The sequence below is a fragment of the Thioclava sp. GXIMD4216 genome (assembly GCF_037949285.1).
GTDB lineage: Bacteria > Pseudomonadota > Alphaproteobacteria > Rhodobacterales > Rhodobacteraceae > Thioclava > Thioclava litoralis.
In genome coordinates, this window is the sequence record NZ_CP149926.1 from 15,137 (window position 1) to 30,740 (window position 15,604).

The window sequence follows — 15,604 nt, forward strand, 5'->3', positions numbered from 1 at the left end:
AATCGGCATAACCTGCGGCAGAAAAGCCCGAAGGTCTAGCGTGTCTGGGCAGAGATGGGGGCGTTTGCGGCCTCTGTCTGGGCGGAAAGCTTGACCACGGTCAGCCCGAAGACAAGCAGGCAGAACACGGCCAATGTCAGCCCCAGCCCCTTATTGCGCGACGCACGGGCCAGATGCATAGGATAGATGCGACGGCTCATGACCACAGGAAGCCCAGATCGAAGCTCTGCGCGAAGCTGGCATAGGCGGGCCAAAGATGCAGCGCCTTTTCCACCAAGAGCGCCCCGAAATGCAGCGCCAGATACAGCAGCGAGAAATAGAAGTAGCGTTTTTCAAAACGGTATTTCTCGGCCTCGGCAGTCTCTTCGGCACGGCGCCAGATCACCCAGCCGCCGTGGATGAAGACCGCATTCAGCACCAGCGCCGTGGCCAGATAGACCGGCCCGCCAATCGAGGTCACGCCCAGCCCGATGGCCACCGGCGCAAGGATCAGCGCATAGGCAAGGATATGGCGGCGGGTCACCTTGCGACCATGTGTCACGGTCAGCATCGGCACTTTCGCCGCCGAATAGTCGCTTTTCATGAACAGCGCGAGCGCCCAGAAATGCGGCGGCGTCCACAGGAAGATCAGCAGGAACATCGCCACTGATTCGACAGAAACGCCCCCTGTAGCCACAGCCCAGCCGATCATGGGCGGGAAGGCCCCTGCCGCCCCGCCGATCACGATATTCTGCGGCGTCGAGCGTTTCAGCCACATCGTATAGACGATGACATAGAAGAAGATCGTGAAGGCCAGAAACAGCCCCGAAAACACATTCGAGGCCAGCGCCAGCATGACACAGGAGATCACCGAAAGCGCCAGACCGAAGCCCAAAGCCTCGGTTTCGCTGAGACGGCCTGCGGGAATCGGGCGGCTTTGGGTGCGCTTCATGATGCGGTCGATATCGGCATCATACCACATGTTCAGCGCCCCCGAGGCACCACCCCCCAAGGCGATGAAAAGAATGGATATAAATCCAACCAGAGGGTGCACCGGCACGGGTGCCACAACCAGCCCCACGAAGGCGGTAAAGACAACCAAAGACATCACACGCGGCTTTAGCAGCGCCACGAAATCGTTGAACTGCGCATCTTGGCCTTGCGGTTTCACATAGCTGATATCGCTCATACGTGCCTTCCGGTTCGTCTTTCCTGAAACTGTGCGCCGCAGCCTCTGGCATGGCCCCGCCGTGCAGCTATTGTCGTTGTCCAGCCCTATCCGCAGATCCCCTGCCGCGCCCAGACACCTCGCCGGCACAAAGAGCCGGAAAATAGCGGGACGGATCTGCCTGATCCGGCTGAAACAGCGCCTGATTAGCCGCAAGCGGATCACAGGTCTACCGGCCGGATACACCTAATATTGATACTGCGCCATATCTTTACATTTTCCCAGCGCGGTCCGCATCGCCCGCCGCGCCGGAATTTGCACGCGGATCGCACAGGAATTGCCGACAAAACTTGTATCAGCGCGCATGACAGGACATATCCGTTGGGAAGAACCGCGACCATAGGCGCGCAACGAAGGAAGGACACCGGATGAGCGATACCCGCTTCGCCCCTTTTGAGACCCAGCTGGATGAAGAGCGCGCCCTTGCTGTTTTGCGTGAGGCGACCTCTGGGGCCGATGATGGCGAGCTGTTCCTTGAGCGCCGCCGCTCCGAGGCGCTGGTCTTCGATGATGGCCGCGTGAAGAATGCCAGCTATGACGCCGCCGAGGGCTTTGGTCTGCGGGCCGTGCGCGGCGAGGTTTCGGGCTATGCGCATTCCACCGAGCTGACCGAAAGCGCGCTGAAACGCGCCGCCGAGACCGCCCGTCTGGCCGTGGGGGCCGGAGGCGGCACGATGGCGCCCCCGCCACAGGGCACCAATCTGCGGCTCTATTCCGACACCGACCCGATGAGCGATGCCACTTTTGCCACCAAGATCGACATCCTCAAGGAGATCGACGCTTTCGCCCGCGATCTGGACAAACGCGTGGTGCAGGTTTCGGCCTCGATGGCGGCCTCTTTGCAAGAGGTCTTCATCCTGCGACCCGAAGGCGGGCTGGTCTCTGACATCCGCCCGATGGCGCGGATCAATGTGTCGGTCATCGTCGAGGAAAACGGTCGCCGCGAGTCGGGCAGTCATGGTGGCGGTGGCCGCTATGGTCTGGCAGGGCTGATCACCCCCGACACATGGCAGCCCGCCGTGCGCGAGGCGCTGCGGATCGCGCTGGTCAATCTGCGCGCCGAGGCCGCGCCTGCGGGGCAGATGGATGTGGTGCTTGGTCCGGGCTGGCCGGGGGTGCTGCTGCATGAGGCGGTGGGCCACGGGCTGGAGGGCGACTTCAACCGTAAGAAATCCTCGGCCTTTGCGGGGCTGATGGGGCAACAGGTGGCCGCCAAGGGCGTGACCGTGCTGGATGATGGCACCATCCCCGACCGTCGCGGGTCGATCACCATTGACGACGAGGGCACGCCTTCGGGGCGCAATGTGCTGATCGAGGACGGGATTCTGGTAGGCTATATGCAGGACCGCCAGAACGCGCGGCTGATGGGGGTCACCCCCACCGGCAACGGCCGCCGCGAGAGTTTTGCCCATTGCCCGATGCCGCGTATGACCAACACCTATATGATGGGCGGCGAGGCTGATCCGGCCTCCATTCTGGCCGATCTGAAAGATGGCATCTATGCCGTGGGCTTCGGAGGCGGTCAGGTGGATATCACCAACGGCAAATTCGTCTTCAACTGCACCGAGGCCTACCGCGTGAAAAACGGCGTTGTGGGGGCTCCGGTGAAAGGGGCCACGCTGGTGGGCGATGGACCGACCGCGATGCGTCAGATTCGTGCCATTGGCAATGATATGGCCCTTGATCCGGGAATCGGAAATTGCGGCAAACAGGGGCAATGGGTACCCGTGGGTGTTGGCCAGCCCAGCCTGATGATTGGCGGGCTGACGGTGGGCGGCTCTGCTGCCTGAGCGCCTTTTGCGAACCAACCCTTTATGAAACCTAGAAAATCCGCCCCTTGGGGCGGTTTTTCTATCAAGAGATCAAATAAATTTTTAGCAAAATTTTCGCAGCGCAGCGTTTGGTAACCATTCGTTAATCTTAATCTCGCAATTTGGTCTTGCGATTGAGGCGGAGGACCGGATGAAAACAGGCTTGTTTTCTTACCCCACCCCCTTCACCCCACCCACCACGGAAGAAAATGAACTGCTGGTTCTCCGTCTCTTTCGCTCTCGTCGTGTCGGGGCCACGACCTTTCACCGGATCATTACGGAACACGGATCGGCGACGGCAGCACTTGCGGCCCTGCCCGAGATCGCCCGCGCTGCCGGTGTGCCGGACTATTCCCCCTGTAACGAGGCGACCGCGCTGGCCGAAATGAAGGCGGGCCGCAAGGCAGGCGCGCGGCTTTTGGTGTTTGGTGGGCCCGATTACCCGCAGGCCCTGCTGGATCTGCCCGACGCGCCCCCCGTGCTTTGGGCTCTGGGCGATACCAGCCTTCTCCAACGCCCCGCTCTGGCCTTTGTGGGCGCGCGTAGCGCCTCGTCTCTGGGGCGGCGCATGGCGGCAGGGCTTGCGCAGGAGGCCGGAGAGGCAGGCTATGTGATTGTCTCGGGGCTTGCCCGCGGGATTGATGCCGAGGCGCATCAGGCCGCGCTTCCCACGGGCACCATTGGCGTGCAAGGGGGCGGGATCGATGTGATCTACCCCAAGGAAAACGCAGGACTGCATGACACCTTGTCGCGACAGGGCCTGCGGCTTTCCGAAAACCCGCCCGGAATGCAGCCGCAGGCGCGCCATTTTCCGCAGCGCAACCGCATTATCTCGGGGCTGGCACGGGCGACGATCGTGATCGAGGCCGCCGCGAAATCGGGCAGCCTGCTGACAGCGCGTAACGCGCTGGACCAGGGGCGCGAGGTCATGGCCGTTCCGGGCCACCCGATGGACGGGCGGGTGGGTGGCTGCAACCTGCTGATCCGCGACGGCGCGACCCTGATCCGCGATTTTGCCGATATTGCCGAGGCTTTGGGCCCTGCCCCGCCACAGCCGTCGCACACGCCCCCCCTGCCACAAAGCGCCGTGCCGGATGATCTTGCGCAAGCCCTTCTGGAGCTTCTGGGGCCCAGCCCTGTTCTGGAAGACCATGTGATCCGCGATCTGCAAACCGATGCGGCCACATTCGCCCAGCTTCTGACCGATCTGGAACTGGAAGGTATGGTCTTGCGCCACCCCGGAAGCCGGATCAGCCTTGCATGAGCCCCTGCCGGAAAAGGCCATAAAACCGGAAGATCAGGCTTTACATTGACATTCCCCGAATAAACCCCACATCTTCCGCCCGACTCAAGAATAGCTCTACCTGCGAGGTCCACATGGCGGTTGTCGTCGTCGAATCACCAGCCAAGGCCAAGACAATTAACAAATATCTTGGTTCCGATTACACCGTCCTCGCCTCTTTCGGGCATGTTCGCGACCTGCCTCCGAAAGATGGTTCGGTCGATCCCGAGCATGATTTCGACATGAAATGGGAGATTGCGTCCGATTCGAAAAAGCACATCAAGGCGATCACCGATGCGCTGAAAGATGATGACACATTGATCCTTGCGACTGACCCTGATCGCGAGGGGGAAGCGATTTCGTGGCACCTTGAACAGGCGCTGGAAAAGAAGCTCAAGGGAAAGAATGTCAGCCGCGTGACCTTCAACGCGATCACCAAGAATGCGATCTTGGAGGCGATGAAATCCCCGCGTCAGGTGGATACCGCCCTGGTCGAGGCCTATCTGGCGCGGCGCGCGCTGGACTATCTGGTGGGCTTCAACCTCTCGCCCGTGCTCTGGCGCAAGCTACCCGGTGCCAAATCGGCGGGACGTGTGCAATCGGTCTGTCTGCGGCTGATCGTCGAGCGCGAGATGGAGATCGAGGCCTTCAACCCGCGTGAATACTGGTCGGTCGTGGCCCAGATGGAGACCCCGCGTGGCCAGACTTTTGAAGCCCGTCTGACGATGCTGGGCGGCAAGAAGCTGGATAAATACGACCTCGCCAATCAGACCGATGCCGAGATGGCCGTTCAGGCGGTGTCTTCCCGCGCACTGATGGTCAATTCGGTCGAGGCCAAACCTGCCAGCCGCAACCCCTATGCGCCCTTCATGACCTCGACCCTGCAGCAGGAAGCCTCGCGCAAATTCGGCATGGGCGCCAAGGCCACGATGTCGGCGGCGCAGCGGCTTTATGAGGCAGGCTATATCACCTATATGCGGACCGATGGCATCGATATGGCCCCCGAAGCCGTGATGCAGGCCCGCGACGCGATCAAGACGAAATTCGGCGAAAGTTACGTCCCCAAATCGCCGCGCATGTATAAGAACAAGGCCAAGAACGCGCAGGAGGCCCACGAATGTATCCGCCCGACGGATATGTTTGTCTCGCCCGACAAGCTGAAGGTGTCCGCCGATGACCAGCGCAAGATCTATGATCTGATCTGGAAGCGCACCATTGCCAGCCAGATGGAAGCCGCGCGGTTTGAACGCACCACCGTTCTGATTGGCTCGAAAGACGAACAGGTCGAGCTGCGCGCGACCGGCTCGGTTGTCACCTTTGACGGCTTCCTGAAGGTCTATGACCAGGGCCGCGATGATGACGATGACGAGGATAGCAACCGCCTGCCGCAGGTCATGCAGGGCGAGGCCCTGAAGCTGGCGCCTGCCTATGAAGAGGCCTTCAGCAAGGCGCAGGGCGAGGACACGCTGGTCGAGGATGACAAGCCCGGCATCCGTCGCTGCCCCGCCGCTGTCATGAGCGAGAATGCCGCGATCCTCGGCGCCCAGCACCATACCCAGCCCCCCGCCCGCTATACGGAAGCGACGCTGGTCAAACGGATGGAAGAACTCGGCATCGGGCGGCCCTCGACCTATGCATCTATCGTCACGACCATTCAGGACCGTGGCTATGTGCGCAAGGACAAGAACCGCCTGTTCCCCGAGGATAAGGGCCGTCTGGTCACGGTCTTCCTTGAGAATTACTTCCGCCGCTATGTGGAATATGACTTCACGGCGGGGCTGGAAAACCAGCTGGATGATGTCTCGGCGGGGGAGCGCGATTATAAGGAAGTGCTCTCGCGCTTCTGGCGGGATTTCTCGGCCGCGCTTGAGGAAACCTCGGAACTGCGCATCACCGAGGTGCTTGACAAAATCGACGAGGTTCTGGCCCCCCATATCTACCCACCCCGCGAGGACGGGTCGAACCCGCGCATCTGCCCCGTCTGTGGCAATGGCCAGCTGCATCTGAAGACCGCCCGCTCGGGTGGCGCCTTTATCGGTTGCGGCAATTACCCCGAATGCCGCTATACCCGCCCTCTGTCTGCCCCCGATGGGGATGACGCGGCGCAGGCGCTGGACGGCAAGCTGTTGGGCTATGACGAGGGGATGCAGGTGACGCTGCGCGTGGGGCGCTTTGGCCCCTATGTGCAGAAGGGCGAGGTCACCGAGGATGTGCCGAAACCGCCGCGCGCCTCGATCCCGAAGACATGGTCACTGGAAGATCTCGACCTTGAGAAGGCGGTGCTTTTGCTGAACCTGCCCCGCGAGATCGGCCCCCACCCCGAAGATGGCGAGATGATCGAATCCGCCATCGGTCGGTTCGGCCCCTATGTGAAGCACCTCAAGACCTATGCGAATCTGCCCTCGGTCGAGGATGTGTTCACTGTGGGGATGAACCACGCGGTGGAACTGCTGGCGCAGAAGGCGGCGCGCGGTGGCCGTGGCGCTGCCGCCAAACCGCTGAAGGAGTTGGGCGAGCACCCCGATGGCGGCGCGGTCTCGGTGATGCCCGGACGCTATGGGCCTTATGTGAAATGGGAAAAGGTCAATGCGACGATTCCCAAAGAGGTCGAGCCCGAGCAGGTGACCATGGAGCAAGCGGTGGAATGGCTGGCCGAGAAGGCCGCCAAATCGCCGAAGAAGAAAGCCGCGGCGAAAAAGCCTGCCGCCAAGAAAACCGCCGCCAAAAAGCCTGCGGCCAAGAAGGCCCCCGCCAAAAAGGCGGCCACCCCGAAAACCGCAGCGAAAAAGCCTGCGGCCAAGAAAGCGGCCCCCAAGAAGACCGCCGCTCCGGAAACCGATCAGGATGACGGCGCGGGGACCGAAGACTAAGACAGAAAGGCAGGCGCGCAAGTGGCCTGCCTTTTTTACGCCCTGCTTACCCTGCGCCGCAGCGCAGCATTGACTTGCTCTGAACGATAGCGCCTTATTGGCTGAAACACTTGGAGGAGTATTCATGCAGAAGATTTACGGCTCCGCGACCGAGGCTCTGGACGGGCTTTTGTCGGACGGCATGCTGATCGCCGCAGGAGGCTTCGGCCTTTGCGGCATCCCCGAGCTTCTGATCGACGCGATTGTCAAAAGCGGGGTCAAGGATCTGACGGTTGCGTCCAATAACGCGGGCGTCGACGGCTTTGGTCTGGGCAAACTGCTGGAGACCCGCCAGATCAAGAAGATGATGTCCTCCTATGTCGGCGAGAATGCCGAATTCATGCGGCAGTATCTCTCGGGCGAGCTTGAGCTGGAATTCAATCCGCAGGGCACGCTGGCCGAGCGTATGCGTGCAGGCGGCGCGGGCATCCCCGGGTTCTACACCAAGACCGGCGTTGGCACGCAGGTGGCCGAGGGCAAGGAGGTCAAGCAGTTCAAGGGCGAGGATTACATTCTGGAGGAAGGCATCTTTGCCGATCTGGCCATTGTGAAAGCCTGGAAAGCCGATGAAACCGGCAATGCGATTTTCCGCAAGACCGCGCGCAACTTCAACCCTCCGGCGGCGATGTGCGGCAAGGTCTGCGTGATGGAGGTCGAGGAGATCGTGCCTGTCGGGACGCTTGACCCCGATCATATCCACCTGCCCGGCATCTATGTGCACCGCCTGATTCAGGGCCAGCACGAGAAGCGCATCGAAAAAGTCACCACCCGCCCGAAGGAGGCCTGATCCATGTCTGATGTGAAAAAGGGTTGGGACCGCAACCAGATGGCGGCGCGCGCGGCAAAAGAGCTTGAGGATGGCACCTATGTGAACCTCGGGATCGGCATTCCGACGCTTGTGCCCAATTTCATCCCCGAGGGCGTGAATGTGACGCTGCAATCGGAAAACGGCATGTTGGGCATGGGTCCCTTCCCCTATGAGGGCGAGGAAGACCCCGATCTGATCAATGCGGGCAAGCAGACCATTACCGAAGTCCCCAATACCGCCTATTTCGACAGTGCCACCAGTTTCGGCATGATCCGCGGCGGCAAGATTGCAGCGGCGATCCTGGGCGCGATGGAAGTTGCCGAAAACGGCGATCTGGCGAATTGGATGATCCCCGGCAAGCTGGTGAAAGGCATGGGCGGCGCGATGGATCTGGTTGCGGGCGTGAAGAAGGTCGTTGTGGTGATGGACCACCAGAACAAGGCGGGCGAGTCGAAGGTGCTCAAGGCCTGCACCCTGCCGCTGACCGGCACCGGCGTTGTGGATCGTATCATCACGAATCTGGGCGTTCTGGATGTGGTCGAAGGCGGCCTGAAGCTTGTGGAGCTGGCCGATGGCATCAGCGAAGAAGAGCTTCGCGCCGCAACCGAAGCGACGCTGGTCAACTAAGCCCATCCAACAGCCAAAGCGAAGGGGCGGAATTTCCGCCCTTTTTTCATGGGCAACGCCCCATTGGCCCGAACAATTTCAGCCCGATTCCGGTATTCGACACGAATTTGGAAACGATGCCTTATTCTTGCCTCAATTAGCCTTCAGTTTGCCTTTATCGGCGCAGCGCTTGATCCTGTGGCAGCGGGTGAAGCCAAGAACGCCATTAAAAACGAGCAGATAACAACAAGACTGAGGCAAGCAGACCCGTCAACATATCGTCTTCCGCATCACCCCAACACACCTCGGGTGACGACATGGCACGGGATCGACATACAGGCCCTCATTCACGCATCGTCCGGCGGCCCGACCGCATGAGGATGCATGACAGATCAAAAAGGCATCCGCTGGCAGGCGGGTGCCTTTTCTTCATTGGGCATGGAATCGGGGGGGCTGGACGTCAGCCACGATCGGCAAAAACACAGCCATCTGTCACCAGCTCGGGCGGCGTCAGGCACAGCCCGCGCGCCACCGACCATGCGGCCAGCACCTTGGGCACATAATCGCGGGTTTCGGCAAAGGGCGGCACGCCATTATTGCGTTTCACCGCGTTTTCCCCCGCATTATAGGCCGCGATCACCATCAGCGGATCACGGTCGAACTCGGTCATCAGCCAATCCAGATAGGCCACGCCGCCTTTGATATTCTGGGCCGGATCCTTGCTGTCCTCCACATCGAAACGCTCCGCTGTGGCGGGAATCAGCTGCATCAGCCCCACCGCCCCCGCATGGGACACCGCATCATGACGTCCGGCAGATTCCGTCGAGATCATCGCCAGCACCAAAGCAGGGGAAACCTGTGTGCCAATCGTCGCCGCCAGAATCTGCGAGCCATGCCGGTCGGCAATGGCTTTCAGATCGGCCAGCCGCGGTGCGCGTACCGATTTGCCCCCCGGCCCTTGCGACAGCGCCGCGATCGCGGCGTCAAAACGGCCCGCCCGATCTCCCAGACCGGGCGAGACCCGATCCCAGTACCAGGTGTAGCTGGAACTGGCAGCAGGTGCGCTTGCCGATTTCGGCATCACCGGCGTGAAGGGCATAGCCGCCCGCGCAGCCAGTGCTGCGCGCTGCTCATCGGGGTTGATCTGGATATTGATACGCTTTTTCGTCCCCGGCGCGGGCGGCGTCACTGTTTTCGGCGAATAACGGTTCACCGTCGGGGCCTGATGCTGCATGGCCATTGTGCGCACGGTGGGCGTCGTGATCACCGATTGCGCCCAAGTCATCGGCGCGGCGGCCATCACAAGGGCCATGCCAGCGCCCAGACGGACGGTCTGTCTTACTTTCATAAGCTCATCCTGCTCGAACCGGGGCTCCGCCCTCTGTATGTCATAAATCCCGAATCCCGCCGCAAGCGCCAGCGATTCGCCTTGATGTCCGCGTCAGAGGCCCGTTTTCATACGAAACCGTTGCCGCAATCCCCCGCCAGGACCGGATTCGCGCGCGCATGAAGGCGCGTCTGCACATATTGGCCACCGATCACTCGCCCCAAAGTGGCAAGCGCCCCGTGAAAGGTCAATAAAAGCTAAAGATTCTGCTCTTGGTCGCTGAAAGGCCGACAAGCTGCCCCATTCTAGCCACGAACCAACGACAAATTCTCCTCATGCCGCGGGGCATAGGGACAAGGGTGAATGACCAGAACCGCGGAAAGAGTGAGAGTTTAACACTGGAGAGCTGCCATGAAACTGTTTCGTCTGACCAAGAAATTCCGCAACGAAGAAGACGGCGCTGTGACCGTTGACTGGGTTGTGCTGACCGCCGCCATCGTAGGCCTCGGCGTTGCTGTTGTGACCATTGTGGGCAAGAATATGATTTCTGCAGCAGGCAAGGTTGATGCAACCTCGCAGGTGACCAAAGGCCTTACCCTGTTCGATAGCTCGGCTTCGACCTCGGGCACGACCGGCACCGATGGCTAATAGAAGCGGCTAAAACGCTTGGTGACTGTCTATTCGCCGAAAGCCGCCTTCGGGGCGGCTTTCGCATGCCAACACCTCACGTCCAGAGAAAGCTCTATTGCTGTTCAGGTATGCATATGAGGATACATGTAAAATGACTGCGCGTTCCACCATGCCGTCTTGTAAAAATTCGGATCAGACCACATCGGTCCTACAAAAGCTCCGGCTGTTTCGCAAAAGCGAAAACGGCGCAGTATCGACCGAATGGATCGTGCTCACCGCCGTTGTTGCCGCCCTCGCACTCGCCGTGACTAAGGTCATTGGCGCAGGTGCCCTATCCGCCTCCACAAAAATCGCAGACTATCTCGAATCCGTCGAGATTCAGGACGATTTTTAACCCGAAACTAGGGTTTCACGCCGCAAAGTACTCTCAGAAAGGGAAACACGATGCGTCTCATCTTTGGACTGGTCTTTATTCTGGGCGTCGCACTGGCCGGCATGGCCGTGTATATGACCCAAGGCAAGATTGCCGAATTTCAGGCCCAGCGTGATTACCTGCTGAAGGAGCGGCAGTCCATGACGCAGATGGCCAATATGGTCGTGGTGAAACATGCCCTGAAATATGGGGAACGTTTCACGCAGGCCGATCTCGAGGTCATCAAGGTCCAGCAGGGCAAGCTGCCCGAAGGCGCGTTCTCGGCCATTAGCGCGGCTCAGGGAGACGAGGCCACAAAAGCAGCCTTCCTTGACGGAGAAACCCGCCCCCGCGCGGCCCTACGGTCGTACGAGGCCAACGAGCCCTTGCTTGCATCAAAGATCACCAAACCCGGCATCGATGCCGGCATTACGGCCCGACTGGCGGCAGATATGCGGGCTTTCACCATCGGAGTGAACGCCGCATCCGGCGTGTCCGGTTTCCTGCGCCCGGGCGACCACGTGGATGTCTACTGGTATGGTCGCATCAACAATCGTGATGTGACCAAGCTGATCCAGACCAATCTCAAGCTGATCGCGGTCGATCAGAACGCCGATGCCGATCGCGTCGCCGAGGCCGTGATTGCACGCACTGTCACCGCAGAGGTCAGCCCCGAACAGGTGGCGGCCCTGACCCTTGCGCAAAGCACGGGACAGATCATGCTGGCACTGGTGGGAAATACGCTTGATACCAGCGCAATGGGCCCGATCGAGATTGATCGCGACCAGCTTCTTGGCACCCCCGAAGTTGCCGCAGCCCCTGCCCCCAAAGTCTGCACGATCAAAACCCGCAAAGGTTCCGAAGTGATCGAAACTCCGATCCCCTGCACCAATTAAGCCACCCCCAACCCGGCAACAGATGGACGGTAAAACCTGCATGTGACCTCAACGGCACAAACCGCAAGGGCGGTTATAAGCAAATTATTGCCAAATGTCCCTGTTTCGGTCATGCTCCTTTGAACGCAGTTAATGATCGCCAAGCGGACGCCAGAGCCGTAAGATTTACGATGTGATCGGAGAGGCAGGATCACAATGACCCTAAAGACTTTCTTCACGGCAGGGCTTTTGGCTTTGTCTTGCGGCCTCGGCGTGGTTTGCGCCGCCAATGCCGAAACATTGCGCGTTATGTCCGGTGCTTCATCCGCACCGCTGGCCGTGCCGATGAACCGTGCTGTGGTGGTGGAGAGCGACCAGCCTTTCACCGAATTATCCATCGCCAATCCCGGTATTGCCGATATCACCACGCTGTCCGACCGCACGATCTATGTACTGGGCAAGCTTCCCGGGCGCACGACAATGACCATTCTGGGCGCGGATGGTAAACTCATCTCGAATGTCGAGGTGCAGGTCACACCGGATATCGCCGAGTTCAAGGAGCGGCTGAAACAGATCCTGCCCGGCGAGAATATCGAAGTCCGCACGGCCAATGATGGTATCGTGCTCTCGGGCACCGTCTCTTCGACCGGCAAGCTGGATCGGGCGCTGGATCTGGCCAACCGCTATGCACCCGACCGCGTGTCAAACCTGATGACCGTAGGCGGCACCCAGCAGGTGATGCTGCAGGTCCGCTTTGCCGAAATGCAGCGTTCGGTGGCAAAAAACCTGAATGCTTCCATTGGCTTGGGCCTAACCCGTGGCAATGCCAGCACCTCTTTGACCAATGCGACCAATAGTGGTGAAGGCGGGCAGTTCGGGCTCAGCCTGACCCGTGGCACCTTCGAAATGAACGTGCTGCTTGAGGCGCTGGAATCCAAGGGCGTCGTGCGCACATTGGCCGAACCGAACCTGACCGCCTTGTCCGGACAGGAAGCGCATTTCCTTGCCGGTGGCGAATACCCGATTCCGGTGGTCGACGATGATGGCATCGCTATCGAATACAAGCCCTTCGGCGTCGAGCTGACCTTTATTCCCCGCGTCATCGATGACGGTGTCATCAATCTGGAAATGAAGGCTGCGGTATCGGCCATCGATACCAGCGTGACGATGGAATCGGGCGGCTTCTCGGTGAATGCCTTCAAGCGGCGCGAAACCTCTACGACAGTCGAGATGCGGGACGGAGAAAGCTTCTCTATCGCGGGTATTTTGCAAGATGATTTCAACGGGTTGAACGATCAGGTGCCGTGGCTGGGCGACGTGCCGGTTCTGGGCGCGCTGTTCCGTTCAAGCGAATACGAGCGCAAGCAATCCGAACTGGTGATCATCGTCACCCCGCATCTTGTCACGCCGACCAAAGGCATGGCCTATGCCCTGCCGACGGATCGGGTGAAGCTCCCCTCGGAATCGGATATGTTCCTCTTTGGCAAGACCACGGGGCGTCCGGTCAGCGGGGCTGCCGCCGAAGTCGCCAAGCAGGATTATTCCGGCTCTTACGGTTATATGATGGAATAACAGATGCACGGTTCGGCTTTCACACTTACGCTTTGCGCAGCGGCGCTGACCCTTGCGGGATGCAGCCAGGAGATCGGCAACTCTCTGGGAAGTACCGGTTACGGGTCCGCCACGGCGCACAACCTTCAGGTTATGACCAATCCTCAGGATTTTGCGGTCAACCTGAACAGCAAGTTCAATGCCAGCGTCCCCACCACGATCAACTTCGCCTTCAATTCGGCCGTGCTGACACCGGAAGCCCGTGCGATTCTGGCCCAGCAGGCCAAGTTTATCCGCCAGTTCCCCGAGGTGCGCTTCCGTGTCTATGGTCACACCGACCTTGTCGGATCGAACGCCTATAACAAGGCACTTGGTCTGCGACGCGCGAAAGCTGCGGTCAACTACCTGACATCGCAAGGGATTTCCAGATCAAGACTGGAAGCCATCGTAAGCTATGGCAAAACACAGCCGCTGGTTCTGACCAATGCCCCGAACGAACAGAACCGCCGCACCGTCACCGAAGTCTCGGGCTTTGTGGAAAGCAATCCGATGGTGATGAACGGGAAATACGCGCAGATCGTTTTCCGTGATTACGTGACAAGCGCGCAGCCCCCCACACAACTTACGGGCGGTGAGTCTACATCGGTCGGAACGGTCACCGGCGCGAAATAAGAAGCATAGTTACGAATGTCTTGCAGCAGGTGGTCCGTGGAAACAAGGGCCGCCTGTTATCATGATCGTCGCCTATATCCCCACAATTGAAACAGTCTGGCCGCAATCTTGCCAAGATTCGGCATGATCTTGAGCCAAAGCGAGGCCCCTGCGACCGAGTCGCGGCGGGTCACCCTATGGTCACTCCGAGGACCGAAAACGGAAGGGACGTCAGGCAGATGAGTGCAGCACCTATACTAAGCCCGGAGCCGGCGCCGCTGGTGGCCTGCACCGTGTCGCGTGATGTGTCGAACTTCAATCTGCTGATCGAGGATATGGAAGCCGAACTTGGCGAAAGCTGGGGCGATCTCGGCTTTGATGACACGCTTTTGTTTCTCAACCAGCCCGATGCCGAAACGCTGGAATTTCTGGCGATTGCCGTGGACGAGGATGACGAGATCAATCTTGACCGCATCACGCGCATCATCACGACCGCCAAGGAAAAAGGGCTGCGGATCATTCTGATCGCCGAAGAGCTTTCGCCGATCGCGCTGCACCAACTGCTGCGTCTGGGGGCGGATGATTTCGTCCCCTATCCCCTGCCCGAAGGCGCGCTGCACGAGGCCATCCACCGGCTGGGCCATGCCCAGGATACCGTCGAGGATTTCGCCCCCGCCCAGCCACGCAAAACCAGTCAGGATCGCAACGGCGCGGTGTTGGCCGTTCATGGCATGGCAGGCGGCGTAGGCGCATCGACCTTTGCCGTCAATCTGGCATGGGAGCTGGCCTGCAATCCCGGCGCAAGCGGCAAGAAACGCACCGCGCTCCCCGAAGCGCCGCGTGTCTGCGTGATCGATCTGGATCTGCAATACGGCACGATTTCCACCTATCTGGACCTGCCGCGCCGCGAGATCATTTTCGACACGCTCAGCAACACCGCGCAGATGGATGCCGAGCTGTTCCATCAGGCGCTTCAGGTTTATCAGGACAAGCTGCATGTGTTCACGGCCCCTGCGGACATGCTGCCGCTGGATCTGCCGAGCACCGAGGACATCTCGCGGCTGATCAAGATGGCACAGAGCCAGTTCGACTTCGTGATCATCGACATGCCGTCAACCGTCGTGCAATGGACCGAAACGGTGCTGTCGGCCTCCGATCTGTATTTCGCCATGCTGGAACTGGATATGCGCTCGGCCCAGAACCTGCTGCGGATGATCCGTGCGCTTCAGGCCGAGGATCTGCCGGTCGAGAAGCTGCGCTACGTGTTGAACCGCGCACCGAAATTCACCGATCTGGCCGGCAAGTCGCGCGTCAAACGTCTGGCCGAAAGCCTTGATATCACGATCGAGCTGCACTTGCCTGATGGGGGCCGCGCCATCACGCAGGCCAATGATCACGGCCAGCCCCTTGCCGAAACGGCCGCCAAAGCGCCGTTACGGCGCGAATATCAGAAGCTGGCGCGCAGCGTCTACGACCGTAACCACGCTGCGAAGGCTGCACAGGGCTGATCCCGGACGGGATCGGAAAGGACAGAT

General features: G+C 60.1%; 14 protein-coding genes. 11 read left to right on the forward strand and 3 right to left on the reverse strand.

What is annotated here, in order from left to right; all coding sequences use genetic code 11:
- Nucleotides 1-35: 35 nt before the first annotated feature.
- Together WDB88_RS00080 and cyoE are read right to left on the reverse strand one after the other, a co-directional pair.
- Nucleotides 36-200 carry a hypothetical protein gene (locus WDB88_RS00080; protein ID WP_339108190.1) on the reverse strand — a complete coding sequence of 55 codons (165 nt, stop codon included), beginning with the start codon at nucleotides 198-200 and terminating at the stop codon, nucleotides 36-38.
- Nucleotides 197-1,168: a heme o synthase gene (cyoE, locus tag WDB88_RS00085; protein WP_339108191.1), complete on the reverse strand. Its 972-nt coding sequence runs from the start codon at nucleotides 1,166-1,168 to the stop codon at nucleotides 197-199. The genes WDB88_RS00080 and cyoE overlap by 4 nt, the downstream gene beginning before the upstream one ends.
- A 407-nt stretch (nucleotides 1,169-1,575) precedes the next feature.
- Between cyoE and tldD the strand changes: the two genes are divergently transcribed.
- The 5 genes from tldD (at nucleotide 1,576) to WDB88_RS00110 (ending at nucleotide 8,644) form a co-directional block, all read left to right on the forward strand.
- Nucleotides 1,576-2,997, forward strand: a complete 1,422-nt coding sequence (gene tldD, locus WDB88_RS00090) for a metalloprotease TldD (protein ID WP_339108192.1) — start codon at nucleotides 1,576-1,578, stop codon at nucleotides 2,995-2,997.
- A gap of 172 nt (nucleotides 2,998-3,169) precedes the next feature.
- The gene (gene dprA / locus WDB88_RS00095) at nucleotides 3,170-4,282 is read left to right on the forward strand and encodes a DNA-processing protein DprA (RefSeq protein ID WP_339108193.1); all 1,113 of its coding nucleotides are present in this window, start codon (nucleotides 3,170-3,172) and stop codon (nucleotides 4,280-4,282) included.
- A 113-nt stretch (nucleotides 4,283-4,395) separates the two neighbouring features.
- Nucleotides 4,396-7,170: a type I DNA topoisomerase gene (gene topA, locus WDB88_RS00100; protein ID WP_339108194.1), complete on the forward strand. Its 2,775-nt coding sequence runs from the start codon at nucleotides 4,396-4,398 to the stop codon at nucleotides 7,168-7,170.
- Nucleotides 7,171-7,294: 124 nt separating this feature from the next.
- The gene (locus WDB88_RS00105; RefSeq protein ID WP_339108195.1) at nucleotides 7,295-7,996 is read left to right on the forward strand and encodes a CoA transferase subunit A; all 702 of its coding nucleotides are present in this window, start codon (nucleotides 7,295-7,297) and stop codon (nucleotides 7,994-7,996) included.
- Nucleotides 7,997-7,999: 3 nt separating this feature from the next.
- Nucleotides 8,000-8,644 carry a CoA transferase subunit B gene (locus tag WDB88_RS00110; protein ID WP_339108196.1) on the forward strand — a complete coding sequence of 215 codons (645 nt, stop codon included), beginning with the start codon at nucleotides 8,000-8,002 and terminating at the stop codon, nucleotides 8,642-8,644.
- A 439-nt stretch (nucleotides 8,645-9,083) separates the two neighbouring features.
- Here the strand turns inward: WDB88_RS00110 and WDB88_RS00115 are convergent, their stop codons facing one another.
- A complete protein-coding gene (locus WDB88_RS00115; RefSeq protein ID WP_339109542.1) occupies nucleotides 9,084-9,863 on the reverse strand; it encodes a lytic transglycosylase domain-containing protein in 780 nt (259 codons plus the stop codon).
- A 498-nt stretch (nucleotides 9,864-10,361) separates the two neighbouring features.
- Between WDB88_RS00115 and WDB88_RS00120 the strand changes: the two genes are divergently transcribed.
- The 6 genes from WDB88_RS00120 (at nucleotide 10,362) to WDB88_RS00145 (ending at nucleotide 15,577) form a co-directional block, all read left to right on the forward strand.
- Nucleotides 10,362-10,598 carry a pilus assembly protein gene (locus tag WDB88_RS00120; protein WP_339108197.1) on the forward strand — a complete coding sequence of 79 codons (237 nt, stop codon included), beginning with the start codon at nucleotides 10,362-10,364 and terminating at the stop codon, nucleotides 10,596-10,598.
- 133 nt (nucleotides 10,599-10,731) lie between these two features.
- Nucleotides 10,732-10,974 (forward strand): hypothetical protein, encoded by a 243-nt coding sequence (locus tag WDB88_RS00125; protein WP_339108198.1) that lies wholly within the window; start codon nucleotides 10,732-10,734, stop codon nucleotides 10,972-10,974.
- A gap of 50 nt (nucleotides 10,975-11,024) precedes the next feature.
- Complete coding sequence (gene cpaB, locus WDB88_RS00130; protein ID WP_339108199.1) at nucleotides 11,025-11,888, forward strand: Flp pilus assembly protein CpaB; 864 nt, start codon at nucleotides 11,025-11,027, stop codon at nucleotides 11,886-11,888.
- Between the two features lie 195 nt (nucleotides 11,889-12,083).
- Nucleotides 12,084-13,439, forward strand: a complete 1,356-nt coding sequence (locus tag WDB88_RS00135) for a type II and III secretion system protein family protein (protein WP_339108200.1) — start codon at nucleotides 12,084-12,086, stop codon at nucleotides 13,437-13,439.
- A gap of 3 nt (nucleotides 13,440-13,442) precedes the next feature.
- Nucleotides 13,443-14,090, forward strand: a complete 648-nt coding sequence (locus WDB88_RS00140; protein ID WP_339108201.1) for an OmpA family protein — start codon at nucleotides 13,443-13,445, stop codon at nucleotides 14,088-14,090.
- Between the two features lie 218 nt (nucleotides 14,091-14,308).
- Complete coding sequence (locus WDB88_RS00145; RefSeq protein ID WP_339108202.1) at nucleotides 14,309-15,577, forward strand: AAA family ATPase; 1,269 nt, start codon at nucleotides 14,309-14,311, stop codon at nucleotides 15,575-15,577.
- Nucleotides 15,578-15,604: the final 27 nt, after the last annotated feature.